Raw genomic sequence first — 19915 nt, forward strand, 5'->3', positions numbered from 1 at the left:
GTGTGCAGCACGATACCTTTGTTGTAAAACAATCTTTTTTGCAGTGGCTGCATAAGCGTAGCAATCCCAGTTTGATTGTTAACTTCTGTTTTATCGTTGTCCTGATTTTTTCCACTCTCCTGACCTGGCGCGAAGTTGTGGTACTGGAAGATGCTTATATCTCCAGCCAGCGTAACCATCTGGAAACGGTTGCCAGTGCGCTGGACAGACAGCTTCAGTTCAGCGTCGATAAAATGCTGTTTTTTCGCCACAGCATGCATGATGCGCTGGAAACGCCGCTGGCGTTTGGCGCGCTGCATGATGCGGTAAAGCGTTTTGCGCATTTGCGCACGTCTCCCACCTGGCAAATTGCGGTTGATAAACGGCGCACATTACCGATCAACGGTGTTTCGGATGCCTTCGTTGAAAAGACCACTCTTCTAAACCGTGATGATGAGTACCTTGATAATGAATTGTCCGCGGCGCTTGAAGTGGGGTATTTACTGCGTCTGGCATCCAGCCCTTCCCGCAACGAAGAGCGCGTGATTTATGTCTCTCGCGCCGGATTCTTTCTGGAAACGGATACGCCGGGAAATTCCAGCGATATCGTGCAGCGCTATTATCATCTGGTCACTCAGCCCTGGTTTACCCAACAGTCCGAGCGTGAAAACCGTGCGCGTGCCGTGCGCTGGTTTATCTCGCCGCCTTCCTCTTTTGTGGGCAAAAAGCCGCTGATTACCGCCAGCGTGCCGGTTTATTACCATCACGTCTGGTATGGCGTGGTGGCGATGGATTTCACCTTTGCCACCCTGCGTCGCCTGCTGGTGGAAGCCGTGGGCGATAACCCGGAAGGGGAATACCAGCTGTATGACAGCCGGCTTACCCTGCTTGCGACATCTGAGTCACCTGCTGTGGACGTTAATCATTTTGACGCGCGCGAATTAGCCCAGATAGCGCACGCGATAGAATCGGATTCCGAAGGCGGCATTCGTCTGGGGAGTCGTTTTGTCAGTTGGGAGCGTCTTGACCATTTTGATGGCGTCATCCTGCGCGTGCACACCCTGGATGAAGGGGTGCGCGGCGATTTCGGTAGCATCAGCATTGTGCTGGCATTGCTTTGGGCGCTGTTCACCGCGATGCTGCTCATCTCATGGCTGGTGATCCGGCGCATGGTCAGTAATATGTATTCGATGCAGAACTCGCTGCAATGGCAGGCCTGGCATGACCCTCTGACCCGGCTGAATAATCGTGGATCGCTGTTTGATCAGGCGAAAATACTGGCGAAGCAGTGTGAACAGCAGTCGCTGCCTTTCTCGGTCATTCAGATCGATCTTGACTGTTTCAAGAGTATCAATGATCGGTTCGGGCATCAGGCGGGTGATAAGGTGTTGTCCCATGCCGCGGGGCTGATTGCCAGCACCCTCCGTGATAAAGATATTGCCGGACGTGTCGGGGGGGAAGAGTTCTGTGTGGTGCTGCCCGGCATGACCCTTGAAGAGGCGGCGGAAGTCGCAGAGCAGATCCGCGAGCGTATCGACAGCAAAGAGATTCTGATTAAGAAAAGTACCACCCTGCGCGTGAGTGCGTCGTTTGGCGTCTCTGGTGCGCAGGAGAAGGGCAATTATCACTTCGAAAATCTGCAATCCACCGCCGATGCGCGTCTGTATGAGGCGAAACAGCGCGGGCGTAACCGGGTCATCTGGCAAGATCACCTCAAAAAGTAATCAAGTCCCTCGCACCAGCCGGTCGGCCCGGTGTGCTGAGTGTGATAAACCCGGGCTGGATCGTTGTTTATAAGGCTGATACCCTCCCGGTTGAAGCCTTTCACCACCACGGCGAAGCCTACGCTGTCCAGCAGCGGGGCATCATTGGGGCCGTCGCCCAGGCCCAGCGTCGTCGGTTCGTAGCCCTCGTGCAGGCGATACTGGTCCACAAGCCAGTGAACCGCCACGTCTTTGCCGCAGCAGGTGTCCAGAATATGCCAGAAGCGTGCACCCTGGACGATCTTCAGCCGCTGCCGGGCGAGTTCGGCGGCAAAGTATCTCATTTGTTCATCACTGTCACGCCAGATCAGCGTCACGGAAGCCTCGTGCTTGCGCGCAAGCACCGAACGGGGGCGGCTCAGCCCGGTCCATTCGGCGACTACGTGCTCGTCCACATCATCGAAGGTGGTGAATTTCAGATGCATCTCCTGGCGTACCCGGGCAATACACTGCCGGATATCGTCATGCTTCTTTTCTGAGATGAACCGTGCGGCGTTTTCCCACCGTACGTCAGGCTGGATCACCGCGCCGTTTTCCGCAATGTAGGGCAGCCCGCCAAGCCCCAGTTCCTGCTGGATGTCATCCATCTCGGACGCGGTTTTGCTGCTGCACAGAATGACCGGTATCTGTTCATCCATTAATTTTTCCAGCCACGGGGCCGCAGGCTGCCAGTCAAGGGTGTGAAAATCCAACAGCGTGCCGTCGAGGTCGGTAAAGACAAGAAGAGTCTCCTCAAGCGAAGGCATAATGTCTCCCGGATGATGATTTTTCCTAAGAAAAATCTTAAAAAAAATAGGCATTGAAGCGCCGTTTAAGTGGAATCGATCCCGACAAACCCACACGCGGCGCAGGTTTATACTCATAACCAAAATTCACATGTATAAAATATAATATTCGCTAAGAGAATATATGCTTGTAAGACAATTCTGTTGGGGATAATGTCTTACTTGCATCAGATTTCCTGGTGTAACGAATTTACAAGTGCTTCTTGCATAAGCAAGTTTGATCCCGGTCATCCCCATGACCGGGATTTTTTTCGTCTTAGCGGTTCGTTTCCGAGACGCTAAAGTCATGGATATCCAGCTCGAATGCTTCAGCCAGTTCACGGTAGGTATGGTAATCCCGACCATTGACCACGACACGGTCTGAATTATCCTCCGCGCGATGAACTTCGGACTCACTAATTTCATTGATGGCGGCAAGCAGGGCATCGACATCCACTTCAACCTCACGCTTAATGGTGTCGCTGTACTCTTTGTCAGTCTTCATGGCGGGCTCCTCATTTAACCGTCTCAACAGCTAAGTATAGACCGCACACAAAAACGCCATTCGCGCCAGGCGGCGATGCCAGGCAATGTAATTTGTTCTACACTGGCTCAAAACCACAGGAGGAATGTATGAAGGTCAACGATCGGGTAACCGTCAAAACGGACGGTGGGCCGCGCCGCCCGGGCGTGGTTCTGGCAATAGAAGAGTTTAATGAAGGCACAATGTATCTGGTGTCGCTGGAAGATTACCCGCTCGGCATCTGGTTCTTCAACGAACTGGGGCACCCGGATGGGATCTTTGTGGAAACGGCGGAATAGGGCGGCGTCGGGGGCGTCTTCTCCCCGGCTCCGGCTGCTTAAAAGCAAAATCTCTGGCCAGGCCAGAGATCAAGGTAGGGTACAACATGGCCGTGCAAATTAGCGCATATTAACGAAAATCCCATTCGTCACATTATCTGTCAGGCGTACGACATGGTATATTACTTGCTTATTATGCGTTTTAATTTTCCTTTTAATATTTCCTTTGTGTGACGATACTGTTTTTGCCTTGATATTCATCTGGTCTGAGATCTGAATTGTCCCTTGTCCAGCCATCCACATTCTTAGCATACTTGATTCAGTTCTGCTTAATGATAGGGTGGGTAAGTTAATCGCCCCTACATTCTTAACTTCTTTATTCAAATAATCGCCCAGAATGTCATCAAGTGACTCTGGTTTAATCGATTTCGAGCTGATTAATAAGTTTTTACGCACCAACAAATACTCATCGAAATGAATATTGGCGATCGCCATAAAAACAATGAACAGGGTCTTAGGATGCTGATTAATGATCTGCTTAATGTGCTGACTGTTAGCGGGGTCGTGAATGAAACAGTCCTCATTAATAAACACCACGCCGGGCTTGTGGGCGTCACAAGCGGCTGCGAGTTCTTCAACGGTGTGTGCATCGTTGATGTCTCTCTTTCTAACCCCTCTGCTTGCTAAGTACCCGGTTAACCCTAGCCGGGTGTAGCTGCATAAATCCATAATGATCGTTGACATGGCATACCCTCACTCAATGCGTAACGATAATTCACCACCTGCCTGAGAGCTCATAAACAGCCATACGGGATGGAAAAAATCTAATAAAACCTGTGAGCATGACAAAGACTTTCAGGCGAACTCACTATCCCGTAAAGTTACGTATAATTTGCCAGGAATCATCTTAAAGTAAAGTAAATATTAAGTATTGTGAGGTGGTTAGAAACATTTAAACCGCGTCAGATATATCCTGGTAGATGTTTTTCGAGATTATTTTTAGGAATATCCTCAGAAAGACATTGCAAACACTGCGGGTTATTATTTGCGTGGAAGTTCGCTAACAATATCCGCTAACAGATTGAATATCTCACTGAATAAATGTTCGCAGAAGGGGGCGATAAGTGGCATCAATAATGACATTAATAAAAGGCCAACCGTCAACGTCACCGGAAAGCCGATGACGAATACCGACAGCTGCGGAGCCATTCGGTTGAGTAAACCTAATGCGAGGTTAACGGTGAGCAGCAGGGTAATGATCGGCAGCGCCAGCATCAGCCCGTTGAGGAAGATCAGCCCGGCAGCCCTCACCAGCGCCAGAAACGCGTTGCTGTTGACCGGGTTGTCGCCAATCGGCAGCGTGTGGAAGGTGTCCACCAGCATCGAGATAAGCCACAGGTGGCCGTTGAACGAGAGAAACAACAGCATCGCCAGCAGGTCGATAATACGTGCCAGCACGGGCATATTCAGGTGGCTGCCCGGGTCAACGAACGTCGCGAAAGACAGGCCCATTTGCAAACCGATAAGTTCACCCGCCGTTCGTACCGCGGCGAAGGCGAGCTGCATCGTGAACCCGACCGCCACGCCAATCATCACCTGTTGCAGGGCAATCCAGATCGCATTCGGGGAAAAGATCGGGATATCCACCGCCGGCAGGGAAGGGGCAACGATAATCGTGATAACCATGCCCAGCCCAACTTTGACGCGTTTAGGCACCGACTTTTCACTGAGTATGGGGGCGGTGGAGATCAGCGCCATGATGCGCAGCATCGGCCAGAAATAGATCCCGAGCCACTGAACAAACTGATCGCTGGTGAAATGCAGCATCGTCCGTCAGCCGATGATGTAAGGCAGATTGGTGAACAGGTTGCGCATATAGTCCAGCAGCAAATTGAGCATCCATGGCCCGGCAACGATAATCGCCACGAAGACGGCAATGATCTTCGGGATGAACGACAGGGTCATTTCGTTAATCTGCGTGGCGGCCTGGAGAATACTGATAATCAGACCGGTGACTAGCGCAACCAGCAGCAGGGGCGCGGCGACAGCAATCGCGACTTTCATCGCCTCCGTGCCCATCATCATGACCGACTCAGGCGTCATTGCGCGCTCCTCAACTGTAGAAACTCTGCGCCAGCGAGCTGACCAGCAGCTGCCAGCCGTCGACCAGCACGAACAGCATGATCTTAAAGGGCAGGGCAATGGTCGCGGGCGGAACCATCATCATCCCGAGCGCCATCAGGACGCTGGCGATCACCAGGTCGATAATCAGGAACGGAATGAAAATGGTGAAGCCAATCTGGAACGCGGTTTTCAGCTCGCTGGTGACATACGCTGGCAGCAGGATGCGCATCGGCACCGCTTCCGGTCCCTGTAACTCGCCCGTGTTAGCGAGACGGGCAAATAGGGCCAAATCCGCTTCACGCGTCTGGCGAAGCATAAATTCACGTAATGGCTGAGCCCCCTTTTCCAGGGCAACCTGCATGGAAATTTTATCTTCGCTGAACGGCTGGTACGCCTCGGTGTAAATCTTGTCGATAACCGGCGACATAATGAAAAAGGTCAGGAACAGGGCTAAACCCAGCAGCACCTGATTGGGCGGTGCGGACGGTGTGCCGAGCGCATTTCGCAGCAGACCAAACACAATGATGATGCGGGTGAAGCTGGTCATCATCAGCAGGATCGCCGGGATAAAGGTCAGCGAGGTGATGAACACCAGCGTCTGCACGGACAGGGACCAGCTTTGTCCCCCGTTCGCCAGCGGCGTGGAAACCAGCCCCGGCAGTTGCGCATACACAGAGGGCGCGAACAGGCCCAGGCCTGCCAGCGTAAGGAATAACAAACGGCGCATCAGGATCTCCCGGGACGCTTGAGCAAACTCTTCATAACGGACTGGAAATCCGCAGGGGCCTGGGCGTTAGCCTCCACCGTGGCAGGCGCAGGGGGCAGCGTGTGAAGAACGTTAATGCTGGAGGCGGTCACGCCCAGCACCAGTCGCGCATCTTCCACCTCCACAATGACCACGCGTTCGCGCGGTCCTAGCGGGGTGCTGGCGCTGACCTTCAACCCGCGGGTACCGGCCGTTTTCCCCGCCAGACCGAAACGCTTTGCCAGCCAGGCGGCGATAAGGATAAAGGCAATAATACCGAACAGCGCGCCGCTCACCTGGAGCAGCGGTGAGCCGGGTACGGCGGAGGGCGCGGACAGTGTTGCCTGGGTTTTCATACTTAACGGCTCAGACGACGCATACGTTCGGAAGGGGTAATGATGTCGGTGATACGTACGCCGTATTTATCGGCCACCACCACCACTTCGCCTTGTGCAATCAGGTAGCCGTTGATTAGAATATCCAGCGGCTCACCCGCTAAACCGTCAAGCGCCACCACGGAACCCTGCGTCAGGCGCAGCAGCTCTTTAATGGTCATGCGGGTGCGACCCAGCTCAACGGTCAGCTTGACCGGAATGTCCATAATCAGGTCGATGTCCTGCAACGTGCCGCTGACGTCGCCGCCGCCTAACTGCTGAAAGACCGCGTCTGCCGCGCTTTTCGTCGGCGTTGTTTTCTGCTCGTTTAACGCGTCAGCCCACAGATCGTCCAGTGCTCCGCTGTTTTCATCGGACGGATTGTTCATGTCACTCATTTGGGCTGTTCCTCATTCAGCGAATTCAAAATCGGGTTGATCAAGTGCTCAACGCGTAACGCATACTGGCCGTTAATCGTGCCGTACTGGCTTGTCAGCACGGGTACGCCATCCACATGGGCAATAATGCGGTCGGGTTTATCTATCGGCAAAACGTCGCCGGGTTGTAATTTCAGGATCTGCGATAACCGCATGGAGATGTCGGCAAAGTTGGCTACCAGCTCCAGCTGCGAGTGCTGCACCTGACGCACCAGGTTCTCACGCCAGTTCTGATCTTCGTGACGTGAGTTCTCCAGCGGCGGGTTCACCAGCAGTTCGCGCAGCGGTTCAATCATGCTGAACGGCAGGCAGATGTTGAACTCGCCCGTCAGGTTGCCGATCTCGACGTGGAACGGGGTATTCACGACGATGTCATTCGGGGAGGTGGTGATGTTGGTAAATTTCACCTGCATCTCGGAACGCACGTACTCCACTTCCAGCGGGTTAATCGCTTTCCACGCGTCGCTGTAGGATTCCAGCGCCAGCTTCAGCATGCGGTTAATCACGCGCTGTTCGGTATGGGTAAACTCCCGGCCTTCCACTTTGGTCGGGAAACGGCCATCGCCACCGAACAGGTTGTCCACTGCGATGAACACCAGGCTTGGCGAGAACACCACCAGGCCGGTACCGCGCAGCGGTTTCAGATGGATCAGGTTAAGGTTGGTTGGCACCGGCAGGTTGCGGGCAAACTCATGATACGGCTGAATGCGGATGGCACCGACGGTGATATCCGGGCTACGACGCAGCAGGTTAAACAGCCCCATACGGAACTGACGTGCGAAACGTTCGTTGATGATCTCCAGCGCCTGTAAACGCTCGCGCACCACGCGACGCTGGGTATTGGGATCGTAGGGACGAATATTATCGTCGCCGGTCAGACCCGGTTTCGGTTCGTCACTCTTATCGCTGTCGCCGTTGAGCAGCGCATCGATTTCTGCCTGAGAAAGAATACTGTCGCCCATGTCGTTACCGCAGAATGAAGGCTGTATACAGAACGTCAGTGACTTCCTGCTTAGGTTGGCCGTTTACCAGCGGGGTCGCCAGCGTCTGTTTGATGGCATCGACCAGCTTTTGCTTGCCCACATCGGTGGCGAGCGCGGAGGCATCCTGACGAGAAAACAGCAGCAGCAGACGGCTACGCACTTCTGGCAGGTAGTCGTTCAGACGTGCACGGGTCGCTTCATCTTTCAGACGCAGCGTAATACCCACGTAAAGCACGCGATCCGCATCGCCCAGGTTCACGGTGAACGTATCCAGCGGGTAGAAGACCGGCGCCGGTGGAGGCGGCGCTTCAGCTTTGGCGGCCGCGCTGGAGGGTTCCTGCTGCATACGCCAGTAACTGTAGCCTGCGGTGGCGCAGGCCGCGAGGGTAATCAACACCAGCAGCGGGATCCAGATGGAACGCTTGCTTTTTTTGGTGATAGCGGAGTCTGTCATCTGATACGAGCTTCCTGTTTCGGTACAGCTTAATACGGTGATTATCCCGTGTCCGGCTTAGGTCAAAGCGTGGAAAAGACGGGGATAATCACGTTACCTCTGGCGTTTAGGCAAAGATGTCTACGGCACGGCTGCCGCGCGCGGCGGATTGCAGGGCGGCAGGGGCAGGCAATAACTCTTCACTCTCATCGTTAAACCCGCCATGCTGGCCGGAACGCGAAGCGTGCTGTTGCTGCCCGGATGAGGACTGCTGCTGCCCGGCAAAGCCCTCGCTGCTGACGCTGCTTTGAGAAAGCTGAATGCCGTTTTCCGCAAGCTGCGTGCGCAGGATCGGCAGGGCCGCTTCCAGCGCCGCGCGAACGTGGCTGTGGGGCGAAACCATCTGCAACTGTGCCTGGTTGTCATCCAGCTTAAGCGAAATTTGCACCTGACCCAGATCTTCCGGGTGCAGACGCAGCTCTGCGGTCTGCTGTCCCTGTCTGGTGAACAGGGTGATGTGCTGGCTCAGATTCTGCTGCCATTCGTGCGTGCCCAGCGGCTGGCTTAACACCGGCGCTGTCGCAACGGTAGCGGCAGGCTGTGAAGGCGCCAGGTGACTGACGATCGGGGCAAGCGTCGCGGTTGGGCTGGCGGCAGGCGACGCCGCGCTCGCTACGTCCTGCTTCTCCGCGACGGCGGCGACGGCTGGCGTAACGGCTGCCGTGGCGGGCAGCGAGGTGTCGCTGTCCTGAACCGGCATTTTTTCCTGACCCGTTAACGCATGGCTAAGCGGCTGATGCTGGCCGTTATCCGTCTGGGCTAGCGCAGAGGGGAGGGCGGCACGGGGGGCGATCTCCCCGGTGCTCGCAGGCTGCGTCGCTACCGGGGTGGTGGTCTGCTGGTGCGGTAACATCGCCATCAGCGCGCTTAACCCGGCCAGCTCCTCTTCTTCAGTCGTGGTCTCGCTGTTTGTTTTCGCCTCCGGCTGGGTTAGCGCCTTCAGCGCATCCGTATTCGCGGCGGGTTTCAGGCCGGAGACGAGGCTTTGCAGGGAGACGGCGGTATCTTCACCGGTCAGCGTCTCCTGGCGGGAGAGCAGCTCGGCGATTTTGGCCTGGAGCGTGGTATCACCGTTTTTTTCCTGTGCCGCTGTCGACAGCTTGCTTCCCGCCGCTTTTAGATCGGCCAGCGTCAGCGGAGCATCTTTGCCTTTGCCAGTGGTCTCGGTCAGCGCGCCCGCCAGCAGAGAGAGAAAATCTTGCGCGCCCTCAGCGCCTTTCCCGGCAAGCGTGCCGCCGGACGGGTCGCTGTCGGTCATCAGCAGTTGTTGCAGTGTGATCATTCAGGTTTCCTCATTGATGCGCGCTGGGCAAACTCATCCATTTTTTTCTGATCCAGACGGTTTTCCGCCAGGGTCGAGGCTGCAATCTGCCGGTCCTGTAGGGTTTGCCAGGCCTGCAACCGCTGTTTTTTCTCGCGCCAGAAATTCAGCGCGGTATCGACTTTTTGCGTCCACTGGTTAAGCTGCTGGCGATGCTGCTCAATCGCCTTTTCCAGCGTCTGAATAAACTGCTGATAGTTAATCCAGCGCTGGCTACCAATGCCCTGCGTCATGTCGGTGTTAAGGTTGGTGCGATATTCATGCTGATAGTCGATTAACATCTTCAACTGTTCTTCAGCCTGCTGGCACCCGCGTCGCATTGCGCCAAGCTGCAATGCGGCATCATCAACTTCTTTTTCAGCCAGATCTTTCAGCGTTGATAACGCGCTGTTCTGCGCCATGACCTTCGCCCTCCACCTGTGTTACACCTGCGGGAAAATCAGCTCCAGTGCCTGGAGGGAATCTTCCCAGTCGGCGCGTTCAAAAATACCCTGTTGCAGAAATGCCTCCAGCTGCGGCCAGAGGGCAATCGCTTTATCGAGCATCGGGTCGCTGCCTTTGGCGTACGCCCCGACGCTTACCAGATCGCGGTTGCGCTGGAAGCTGGAGAGCAGTTGTTTGAAGTTACGCACGCGGGCGTAGTGTTGCTCGGTGATCAGGGCCGTCATCGCACGGCTGATCGACGCTTCAATATCAATCGCCGGGTAGTGCCCGGCTTCGGCCAGACGGCGCGACAGCACGATATGGCCGTCGAGGATCGCGCGTGCGGAGTCGGCAATCGGGTCCTGCTGGTCATCACCTTCGGTCAGTACCGTATAGAACGCGGTGATGGAGCCGCCGCCGCTGATGCCGTTCCCCGCGCGCTCAACCAACGCCGGGAGCTTGGCGAAGACCGACGGCGGGTAGCCTTTGGTCGCGGGCGGCTCGCCGATGGCCAGCGCAATCTCACGCTGCGCCATCGCGTAGCGGGTCAGGGAGTCCATAATCAGCAGAACGTGCTGGCCCCGGTCGCGGAAATCTTCCGCAATACGCGTGGCGTAGGCGGCACCCTGCATACGCAGCAGCGGCGACACGTCCGCAGGCGCGGCGATCACCACCGAGCGGGCGCGGCCCTCCGTACCCAGAATGTTTTCGATGAAATCTTTGACTTCGCGACCACGCTCACCAATCAGCCCCACGACGATCACGTCCGCCTGGGTATAACGCGCCATCATGCCGAGCAGGACCGATTTACCCACGCCGGAGCCGGCAAACAGTCCCATACGCTGGCCGCGTCCCACCGTGAGCAGGGCGTTAATCGGCCGCACGCCGGTATCCAGTACGTGCTCGATTGGCGTGCGTTGCAGCGGGTTGAAGGGTTGGGTGATCAGCGCGCCGGTTTCGGTGGTATCAGGGGAGGGCAGGCCATCAAGCGGTTTGCCGCTTCCGTCCAGGACGCGGCCCAGCAGCGCCGGACCGAGCGGCAGCTGTTTGCTGCTTTGCAGGCCGTCACCGCTGATGTTTTTCGCGTAGACGCGGGCGCCGGGCAAAATCCCTTCCACTTCTTCAAGGGGCATCAGAAACAGGCGCTGACCGTTGAACCCGACCACTTCGCTTTCCACTTCACGCGTCTCCCCCCCGTCCTGCCGCTCAATCACGCAGGTGGCGCCGAGCGGAAGTTGCAGCCCCGTGGCTTCCAGAACCAGACCGGTGGCGCGCGTCAGGCGTCCATAACGACGAACGGATGGCAGCTGCGCCATCTTCGTTTCAAAATTATCAAGCGTGTTAAGCCAGCGCGTAAGGCGAGCGGTCATCAGACGACTCCCGGTGCCGCCAGGCGGCACAGTTCCTGCCAGCGGGTCGCGACGCTGGCATCCAGATCGCCCTCATCCGCCGAGACCTTACAGCCTCCATGATGAAGTGACGGATCGCCGCGCAGCCGCCAGCCGTGCAGGCTCAGCGTCGCGCCGAGGCTCTCTTCCACGCGCTGCAAATCATCAGGATGAACGCGCAGCTGCGGTTTGCCGCTGAACAGCGGCTCCTGCTGGAGCAGCCCCTGGATCTGCTTAATCAGCGCGGCGTTATCCACTACCGGCGTCTGGCCGATTACCTGACGGGCCGCCTCCAGCGCCATCTGCATCAGGCGCGAGGCAATCACGCTGTCGAGCGCATCCAGCGTATGCTGAAACTCGCTCACCAGCTGCTGCATGCGAGCATGTAGCGGCGCCTGCTGCTGGCGCGCCTGCTCGATGCCCTGCTCTAAACCTTTCGCCAGCCCTTCCTGATAACCCTGTGCGTGCCCGGTCTGACGGCCTTCGTTCATCCCTGCATTGAAGCCCTGTTCGTGCGCCTGCATTTGCATCTGGGCCAGCAACTGGGCGCGCTGTTCCTCTTCACTCAGCTCGGGTTCGCCCGCCCCGGCGTCGCCCTCGTCGGACGACACAACGGCAGGGGTGAGCTCTGCGCTGGGAGGGGAGAGGTCGTCAGGCGTCCAGCGCTTCCACGACAGTTCATCAGACATAGGTGTCGTCTCCGCTGCCAATCACCATCTCGCCGGTTTCGGCCAGTCGACGAACAATAAGCAGGATCGCTTTCTGTTCGTTTTCCACCTGAGACAGACGTACCGGGCCACGGTTGGCCAGGTCGTCGCGCAGGATATCGGCCGCACGCTGGGACATGTTGCGCAGGAACTTCTCGCGCAGCGGCTGCTCGGCGCCTTTGAGGGCGATAAGCAGCGATTCGGAGTCCACCTCCTGAAGCAGGCGCTGGATGCTGCGGTCGTCCACTTCGACCAGGTTTTCGAACAGGAACATCTCGTCGATAATTTTCTGTGCCAGTTCGCCGTCGAACTCGCGTACCGCCGTAATAACCGCCTCTTCCTGCTGCGTTTTCATCAGGTTGATGATTTCCGCTGCCGTTCTCACGCCGCCCATTTTGCTGCGCTTGAGGTTCTGGCCGTCGAGCAGGTTGTTCAGCACTTCGGTCAGCTCCGCCAGCGCGGCTGGCTGGACGCCGCCGAAGGTGGCGATACGCAGCATCACGTCGTGGCGCAGGCGCTCGTCGAACAGCGCCAGAATATCGGCCGCCTGGCCCCGTTTGAGGTGGACCAGAATGGTGGCGATAATCTGCGGGTGCTCGTCGCGAATAAGATCGGCGGCGCTTTGCGGCTCCATAAAGTTGAGCGTTTCGATCCCACTGGCGGTGTCGCGCGTTTCGAGAATATCTTCCAGCAGGCTGGCGGCGCGCTCTTCGCCCAGCGCCTTAACCAGCACGGAGCGCAGGTATTCGTTGGCGTTGACGTTGAGGGCGGCAAACTGCTCGGCTTCCTGCTCAAACTCCGCCAGCACCTCGGTCAGCTGCTTGTTAGAGATCTGGCGCACGTTGGCCATCGCCGCGCTGAGGATCTGCACTTCTCGCTGGGAGAGGTGTTTAAACACCTCCGCCGCGCGATCTTCCCCAATGGTCATCAGCAGGATGACGCTCTTATCGGTGCCTGTAAGCGTATTACTCATGTTCGTTACCCATCCAACCGCGGATGACCAGCGCGACGACGCGCGGATCGTTATCTGACATTTCGCGAATGCGCTGGCTCATCACCTCTGCGCCCATGCGCTGGTTAGCACGACGCTGCTGCATCTGTTCATCTTTGCTGAGACGAACTTCAACCGCTTCTTCCTCGTCCGGACGCGCGTTCTTCTGTTCCAGCGCGGCTTTCTCGGCTTCAGCACGACGCTGTAGCTGAGGACGAACGCCCTTACGCCACAGCAGCCACGCGACAATCAGCACCAGCAGCCAGCGGCCTGCGGACATCAGCTGATCGAAGAACGCCTGCTGTTGCCAGAACGGCAGTTCGCCACCGGTCTCATCCACCGGGTTGAACGGTGAGTTCACAACGTTGAGGGTATCGCCACGTTTTTCAGAGAAGCCCATCGCTTCGCGGGTCAAATCTTCGATCTGCTTCATCTGCTCCGCCGTGAGCGGCAGCGGTTTACCATCCGGCAGCGTTTTGTAGTTCACCACCACGGCAACAGAGAGACGCTGAATATCGCCCGTGTTCAGTTTGGTATGGCGGATGGTCCGGTCGACTTCGTAGTTGGTCGTTTCGTTACGGCTGCTGTTACGCGGGCCGGTACTGTTCGCGGTCGAGGTCGTCTGCTGATTCGTTTGCTGACCGTTCTGCGGGTTTGCCGGCGGGGTGGAGATTGGCGCGGCGTTGGCAGGTGCAGGCTGGTTAGAGAGCGCACCCGGCACACCGCCAGGATATTGGCCGCCGACCTGTTCCGTCTCATTGATCTGACGCGAGCGTAACACGGCGCGGGAGGCATCCCCGTTCGGAGCGTACTGCTCTTCGGTCTGTTCTTTATTCGAGAAATCAATCTGCGCGGTGACCTGCGCGTGCACATTGCTGCTGCCGACCACCGGGCCCAGAATCGCTTCAATGCGACGCTGAAGACGGCCTTCCACGTCGGCGGCGTATTTCAGCTGGGCGTCGTTGAGATCGCGCCCGGCGGTGTTGGACTGCGTCAGCAGATGACCACTCTGATCCACCAGCGTGACGTTACCTGGCGGCAGACCGGCCACCGCGCTGGAGACCAGGTGCGTGACGGCGCTGATCTGCCCTTCATCCAGCGCACGGCCAGGTTCGAGGTTAACGGTCACAGAGGCAGAAGGGGACTTTTGTTCGCGGACAAACAGGGACGGCTTAGGCATCGCCAGGTGCACACGGGCACTTTTCACCGGGCCTAAGGTTTCAATCGTACGGGCCAGCTCACCTTCCAGCGCGCGCTGGTAGTTAACCTGCTCGCTGAACTGACTGATGCCGAATTTTTCCTGATCCAGCAGCTCAAACCCAACCGCGCCGCCTTTCGGCAGCCCCTGCTGGGCGAGACGCAGGCGAAGCTCGTGCACTTTATCTGCCGGTACTTCAAGCGCACCGCCGTTATCGGCAAAGCGATACGGGATGTTCATCTGGGTTAACTGGGTGACGATGGCACCGCCATCCTGGTCGGAAAGGTTGCTGTAGAGCGTGCGGTAATCCGGGCTTTTTGCCCATAAGACCATCGCGACAACGATCGCAATGGCGGCAGCGCCTGCCACAATCAACGGGATCTTAGGGTTGGCGCGAAGGCGGTTCATCCACTCGAGTGATTTATTCTGTGGCGCTGTCGATGCTGCTGTCGCACTCATTGCGCACCTCTTAAATCCTGGTGGTTTACGTTATTCGTGTAGAGAAACAAAACTGACTCCCGGGTCGGCAAACACGACAAAAGTTCCATACTGATGGCCCTGCCATTATTTGATGATTCGGGATTTTCTATGCGTCAAATAACCTGGTTTTTTAACGCTATTTACCGCCATTATCTTATTGACAAGCTGTTAGTCTTGACCTCGTAAAAAAACATCCAGGGGGAGAGTCATGGCTATACAGGGCATTGAAGGGGTACTCAGTCAGTTACAGGCAACGGCGATGACCGCCCGTATTCAGAGCGTGGCTCACCAGCCGCCGGGCGTTAGCTTCGCCGGTCAACTGCATGCGGCGCTGGACCGGATCAGCGACAAGCAAAACGCGGCCCGTACCCAGGCTGAGAGATTTACCCTTGGCGAACCCGGCGTGGCGCTCAACGATGTGATGGCCGATCTGCAAAAAGCGTCGGTGTCATTGCAGATGGGGTTGCAGGTGCGTAACAAGCTGGTGTCGGCATACCAGGAAGTGATGGGCATGCAAGTTTAGGTTATCTAACCTAATGATATTTATAATTAATATCCATCCAATATTAACGCCAAGATTATAGAGGACGGGATTATCCAGGCAGCTAGGGTCATTCAGGTGCCGGGCATCTAAGATAGCAATCAGCAACAGGGTTGCATTACCGGTAGAGCAGGGAATGATGTTGATACCAGCGAGCCGATCGCGTTTACCGGTTCGATGCATGTACTGGTGACCTACAGCCTGGGTTATCCGACACTACTCTATCTGGTGAAGGCTCGAACCGATACGCAAATACGACTTCACCGCAGCAATTCTTATCACAATTAAATGCCACGTTGGATAAAGTATTGAACATTCTGGTTCATTACCTGATTATGCCAAGGTTGTGTTTAATGACATGAGGTTGCTTTCAAACTTTCCGAAGGAAGCGTTTTCTGACCAACCACATCGCTTGGTATAACTAGCTGTTATTATCAAAGCAAAAGTCTTTTGGATATGTTTAAGTCAGGTGTAAGCACACTTATTTCAGGCAAGTATTTTTAGGAATACACTATAAGAAAATTTATTACGTAATAGAAATTATTACCTAGCAAACCAGACCACATCCGCTACCAGTTTAAGGTTGGAGAGTCATGCTTTTGCAACCAGCGGCACAATCAATTCAGCAGGTCGCTGTCTTATACAGTAGAATTTACCGATTGGCTCAAACAGCCATGTAGCGGGTTGTAAGATGTGCGGTACACTCCTCGATTCCGGAGAAGGCGTAATCGACTATTTACGCCTCGTCCTTGCTCAATATAAGAATATTCATCAATGACATTTTCCATCAAGATTAGAAAAGGATTTGGTTGTTATTTTTTTTGAAGTTACTTATTTAACGATTTTAACATGTTATGGAAGCTCGTAGGATGCCAGGTGAATATTTTAATTATTAGATGGTTGCGTATTTATTTCATCGGTTTTTTCGATGTTAATACAGATATTACAGGAGGCAATACCACTCAAGAGTAACTTCAAGAGCCATAACCATATTCCGGGGGACTATGGTTATGGACGCAGAAAATGACCACTTGGACCTGTTCTTCAAAAATTAGGATGGGCCAGTGTATCTGGCCCATAAATATTACAGAAATAATTCAGGATGTGCACTCTTTAGCATTGAACCAAAGTTTATCGACCCGTTAAGAGTGAAGTGTCCTGCGTCAAAGTAATAAAATGATTTATTATGTTCACTTAGAAGTTTGCAATCATAGTTATTACCGCACTGAATATCCATTGCAGAGATATACGTCACTCTACTTGCATACTCCTTATGTTCAGAGAAAAATGTTTTTAAGTCTTTGTCAATTTTAATTTTTGGTTTGGAATAATAGTTTTTAGAGTATTCGTTCACCATTTCAACTGTGGTTTTTTTCTCATCCATTGAGTTAGCTACTATATCAATGGCGCTTTTAGTATATGTCATTTTTGGTCCAATAACATATATGTGAGCTTTAGTTTTTGAAAGATATTCATTCAGTGATTTACTCAGATTGAGCAGATCTTCTTTAGCCCAATCGTCGTGCATAAATACAACATCAGCATCATTTAATGCTTTATTATTGACTGCTTTATGGAAAACTGGAGGGCATTTATCTTTATATTGCGGATAATTTGGAGTAAATCCAAAGTTTGAGCAATAAGACGTTGTTCTAAGATAAGTGATATCACCCTTCAGCCCATTTTCGGTTAGCGCATAAGTTAGATCAACACCGTGCGAGTTTCCGATAATGACTATTTTTCTTGGTCCGTTCGCGGGCACTGGTTTTTCCTTATCACCGTCAACCCAATATCTAGCTCTCTCTTTAGCAATATCCTCAGACGTAAGAAGTGCGTAAGGGAATCTTGATGCAAATCCACCATTTTGACTTGAAAATGCGGAAACGCCGAAAGGAATCAATAAGATTAATATAATAGCTATGATTTCTTTATATGTTTGCTGACGGTATTGATTTAATACTCTTTTTGTCTGATTTTCAATTAGATTATAAGAAATAGCGCCAAGGATAAATGATAATATAATTCCAGCGAATCTCATTGATGAATCCGTTAAACCGAAATAATTCAACGCTACTACCACAGGCCAGTGGAATAGATAAACAGAGTAGGATATTTTTCCAATGAATTGCGCAACTGGATTACTTGATATCCATGAATCATGTCCTGAAGCGATAAAAACGGCCGCAGCAGAAACAGGTATCAATGCGAGCAACCCAGGCCACTGATCGTTTTTATCAAGACAGACTATAGCTGCAACCATAGTAAAGATAGATATATAATGTAATATAGCCAGGTAACGCCTGTTGATTTTTATCTGATTCAAATACACCAACCCGCCAATAACCATCTCCCAAGCTCTAGCTGGTAAAAGATAAAAAGCTTCAGATGCTTTATTTGATTCAACGAAATAAACTGATAGTGTTAGGCTTACTATAAAAACAAATTGTAGAACACTATTTATTGCCTTCCTATTAATTTTGTACACAATGAACATTAACAGTGGTAATAACATATAAAATTGCCACTCTACTGATAATGACCATGTATGCAGGAGCCACTTTTGACTAGCCGAAGCATCAAAATAGTTTATCTCTTTGAAGTATATTATATTCGATATAAACAATAAGCTTGAATAAATGTGTCGACCAAGCGTCTCGAAATCTGTTGGCGTTAAGAAGAACCAACATGATATAAATACTAGCAAACAGGTGCAAGATAACGCTGGTATGATTCTTTTAGCGCGATCTAGATAAAATTTAATGAATGAAAAGTTATTTGCTTCTAGCCTTGATTGGATTATACCAGTCATCAAGAATCCAGAAATCACGAAGAATATATCTACGCCAGAGAATCCTCCCGAGAAAAAAGGGGTGTCAAAATGATAAAGTACAACTGATATTACTGCTAGCGCTCTCAATCCGTTAATATCTTTTCTAAAAGTAATCATTGTTATGTCTTGTTGTTAAGTTAGTAAAAATCAGTATTTTCTTATTATAACATCAAAGAAAGTCTGGATCGACAGGCTAGTTTTGACGTGCTGTTTTAATACACAGTGGTTTTTTTGAGGGTTATGGTGCGCGCAGTAGACGTACAAGCCGTCTTCATCGACCTCACAGAACCATACCGTCCTTCCTGTGCAAACGCAGGAGGCTTTCATGTTTTCAATACTGAAGCGCTAAATGAGTGTGGTGACAAATTGCTCATTTGGTTTGTTGGGCGTCAATAGTCTGAAGATTTGGCCGATAACGCATCAATCCTTGAATGATGGCGAGGCTACATAAGGAGAGAAATTTGATGACGTGCGTGTTGTCGCGGTCGCTACACATTGCATTCTCCAGGTCTGGGTGGCCATTCTTTAAGCAAAATGAACTTTTCCGGCGCGCTGATGTTGTTTGCTTCAGTAGTATCTTCGAGCTATCCACTTCTATGTCGAGCCGGATAATGACCATCCTGGAAGAAATGAGCTGTTGTGAAAAATTTACAGTATAGACGAAGCTTCTTTTGCCCAGACTGGCTTAAGCAACTGCCCTGACCTAACTAATATTTGGGAAAGAGATACGCACGCTGGTGTTAAAGCGGACGTATATTACAGTTGGTATTGGCATAGCACAGACAAAGACTCTGGCGAATCTTGTAAACCATGCAGTGAGCAAAGGGCTAGCTGCTTGACCTCATAAACGTCGTCCGTCAGCGAAGCCTGGTGACGCTTATGCATGTAGAAGATGGATTGCATGTTGGACTTCTATTAGTTAGAAGCTAAGCGCGATGGATAGTTAAACTGCGTTGGATATATCAGAACAGAGCACATGGATAATCCGCAAGTACTTTAATTTAGTGCTCGAGCGAACCTTTCGCGAGCGGCCTGGCAATTCATGTGTCGACCTGGAAGAATTCGCGTCAGTGAAGCAGGAACAGCATTCAGCCGATCGTTTGGTGAACGTATTAACGAATACGAACAGATGCGGCAGGCCATTTGCAATAAAGCGGTCCGTGGCGCTAAGAAAATTCGCGGAGGGCACCAGTACTGCCGGTTTATCTCGACCTCAGTAAAGACATCCTCTTTTGTTCTTCAGGAGTGATATTACAGCGACAGCGCATCTCAACAGGTAGCGAGAAGTTAAAGAAGATTATGGCTAAGGACGGGAAGGGCACGCTTTATTTTGCAGGAAAGGGAATACAACATTCTTTGCAGACGAAGCGTGAAATACTTTCGACGCGCTACACTATCGGCTTTTCTGACCTGCCAAAGGTCCGATAATGAACTGGTGCACAGCTGTTAAATCCTACGAACATATTGGTGGTAATTATGATGAGAGGATCAACAGGAGTGGATGTGACATAAAACAGCACTCGTTCTAAGGCGAACTTAGACGACTGATGTTTTCGACGACTATAACCATCTG

Annotated in this window: 19 protein-coding genes and 2 pseudogenes; 4 read left to right on the forward strand and 17 right to left on the reverse strand. The window is 53.0% G+C overall.

Annotated features, from left to right (window positions below):
- Positions 1–2 precede the first annotated feature (2 nt).
- Complete coding sequence (gene dgcQ / locus SK53_RS02430; RefSeq protein ID WP_048208430.1) at positions 3–1703, forward strand: cellulose biosynthesis regulator diguanylate cyclase DgcQ; 1701 nt, start codon at positions 3–5, stop codon at positions 1701–1703.
- Here dgcQ and SK53_RS02435 read toward each other — a convergent pair.
- Together SK53_RS02435 and yodD are read right to left on the reverse strand one after the other, a co-directional pair.
- Positions 1688–2488 carry a mannosyl-3-phosphoglycerate phosphatase-related protein gene (locus SK53_RS02435; RefSeq protein WP_003859579.1) on the reverse strand — a complete coding sequence of 267 codons (801 nt, stop codon included), beginning with the start codon at positions 2486–2488 and terminating at the stop codon, positions 1688–1690. The two genes, dgcQ and SK53_RS02435, sit on opposite strands and share 16 nt — an antisense overlap.
- A 295-nt stretch (positions 2489–2783) precedes the next feature.
- Entirely contained in the window at positions 2784–3011 is a 228-nt protein-coding gene (gene yodD, locus SK53_RS02440; protein ID WP_017383339.1) for a YodD family peroxide/acid resistance protein, read from the reverse strand.
- Positions 3012–3139: 128 nt separating this feature from the next.
- On the opposite strand from yodD, the gene dsrB reads away from it, so the two are divergent.
- Entirely contained in the window at positions 3140–3328 is a 189-nt protein-coding gene (gene dsrB, locus SK53_RS02445; protein ID WP_003859583.1) for a protein DsrB, read from the forward strand.
- A 99-nt stretch (positions 3329–3427) separates the two neighbouring features.
- Here the strand turns inward: dsrB and rcsA are convergent, their stop codons facing one another.
- The 14 genes and pseudogenes from rcsA to fliF form a co-directional block, all read right to left on the reverse strand.
- Complete coding sequence (gene rcsA / locus SK53_RS02450) at positions 3428–4051, reverse strand: transcriptional regulator RcsA (protein WP_003859584.1); 624 nt, start codon at positions 4049–4051, stop codon at positions 3428–3430.
- A 290-nt stretch (positions 4052–4341) separates the two neighbouring features.
- Positions 4342–5134: pseudogene (fliR, locus tag SK53_RS02455) on the reverse strand (flagellar biosynthetic protein FliR); the annotation flags it as partial.
- A 6-nt stretch (positions 5135–5140) separates the two neighbouring features.
- Complete coding sequence (fliQ, locus tag SK53_RS02460; RefSeq protein ID WP_003859587.1) at positions 5141–5410, reverse strand: flagellar biosynthesis protein FliQ; 270 nt, start codon at positions 5408–5410, stop codon at positions 5141–5143.
- 10 nt (positions 5411–5420) lie between these two features.
- Positions 5421–6158 carry a flagellar type III secretion system pore protein FliP gene (fliP, locus tag SK53_RS02465; RefSeq protein WP_003859589.1) on the reverse strand — a complete coding sequence of 246 codons (738 nt, stop codon included), beginning with the start codon at positions 6156–6158 and terminating at the stop codon, positions 5421–5423.
- Complete coding sequence (gene fliO / locus SK53_RS02470; RefSeq protein ID WP_003859591.1) at positions 6158–6532, reverse strand: flagellar biosynthetic protein FliO; 375 nt, start codon at positions 6530–6532, stop codon at positions 6158–6160. The genes fliP and fliO overlap by 1 nt, the downstream gene beginning before the upstream one ends.
- 2 nt (positions 6533–6534) lie before the next feature.
- Positions 6535–6948, reverse strand: coding sequence for a flagellar motor switch protein FliN (fliN, locus tag SK53_RS02475; protein WP_003859592.1), 414 nt, complete (start codon positions 6946–6948; stop codon positions 6535–6537).
- Positions 6945–7949, reverse strand: a complete 1005-nt coding sequence (gene fliM / locus SK53_RS02480) for a flagellar motor switch protein FliM (RefSeq protein WP_003859594.1) — start codon at positions 7947–7949, stop codon at positions 6945–6947. The genes fliN and fliM overlap by 4 nt, the downstream gene beginning before the upstream one ends.
- A gap of 4 nt (positions 7950–7953) precedes the next feature.
- Complete coding sequence (fliL, locus tag SK53_RS02485) at positions 7954–8424, reverse strand: flagellar basal body-associated protein FliL (RefSeq protein ID WP_003859598.1); 471 nt, start codon at positions 8422–8424, stop codon at positions 7954–7956.
- 106 nt (positions 8425–8530) lie between these two features.
- Positions 8531–9745 carry a flagellar hook length control protein FliK gene (gene fliK, locus SK53_RS02490; protein WP_032609585.1) on the reverse strand — a complete coding sequence of 405 codons (1215 nt, stop codon included), beginning with the start codon at positions 9743–9745 and terminating at the stop codon, positions 8531–8533.
- Positions 9742–10185 carry a flagellar export protein FliJ gene (gene fliJ, locus SK53_RS02495; protein ID WP_006811155.1) on the reverse strand — a complete coding sequence of 148 codons (444 nt, stop codon included), beginning with the start codon at positions 10183–10185 and terminating at the stop codon, positions 9742–9744. The genes fliK and fliJ overlap by 4 nt, the downstream gene beginning before the upstream one ends.
- Before the next feature lie 21 nt (positions 10186–10206).
- Positions 10207–11577 carry a flagellar protein export ATPase FliI gene (fliI, locus tag SK53_RS02500; protein WP_032609583.1) on the reverse strand — a complete coding sequence of 457 codons (1371 nt, stop codon included), beginning with the start codon at positions 11575–11577 and terminating at the stop codon, positions 10207–10209.
- Entirely contained in the window at positions 11577–12284 is a 708-nt protein-coding gene (fliH, locus tag SK53_RS02505) for a flagellar assembly protein FliH (RefSeq protein ID WP_048208433.1), read from the reverse strand. The genes fliI and fliH overlap by 1 nt, the downstream gene beginning before the upstream one ends.
- Positions 12277–13275, reverse strand: a complete 999-nt coding sequence (gene fliG, locus SK53_RS02510) for a flagellar motor switch protein FliG (RefSeq protein WP_003859608.1) — start codon at positions 13273–13275, stop codon at positions 12277–12279. The genes fliH and fliG overlap by 8 nt, the downstream gene beginning before the upstream one ends.
- Positions 13268–14950 carry a flagellar basal-body MS-ring/collar protein FliF gene (gene fliF, locus SK53_RS02515; RefSeq protein WP_017383346.1) on the reverse strand — a complete coding sequence of 561 codons (1683 nt, stop codon included), beginning with the start codon at positions 14948–14950 and terminating at the stop codon, positions 13268–13270. Before fliF ends, fliG begins: the two co-directional genes overlap by 8 nt.
- A 229-nt stretch (positions 14951–15179) precedes the next feature.
- On the opposite strand from fliF, the gene fliE reads away from it, so the two are divergent.
- The gene (gene fliE, locus SK53_RS02520; protein ID WP_048208434.1) at positions 15180–15494 is read left to right on the forward strand and encodes a flagellar hook-basal body complex protein FliE; all 315 of its coding nucleotides are present in this window, start codon (positions 15180–15182) and stop codon (positions 15492–15494) included.
- 1102 nt (positions 15495–16596) lie between these two features.
- Here the strand turns inward: fliE and SK53_RS22280 are convergent.
- The gene (locus tag SK53_RS22280; RefSeq protein WP_053070159.1) at positions 16597–18459 is read right to left on the reverse strand and encodes an acyltransferase family protein; all 1863 of its coding nucleotides are present in this window, start codon (positions 18457–18459) and stop codon (positions 16597–16599) included.
- A gap of 395 nt (positions 18460–18854) precedes the next feature.
- Here SK53_RS22280 and SK53_RS23290 point away from each other — a divergent pair.
- Positions 18855–19770 (forward strand): annotated as a pseudogene (locus SK53_RS23290) (DUF4113 domain-containing protein); the annotation flags it as partial.
- Positions 19771–19915 lie beyond the last annotated feature (145 nt).

It is taken from the genome of Enterobacter sp. MGH119, from assembly GCF_001037675.1.
GTDB classification, from domain to species: domain Bacteria; phylum Pseudomonadota; class Gammaproteobacteria; order Enterobacterales; family Enterobacteriaceae; genus Enterobacter; species Enterobacter hormaechei_C.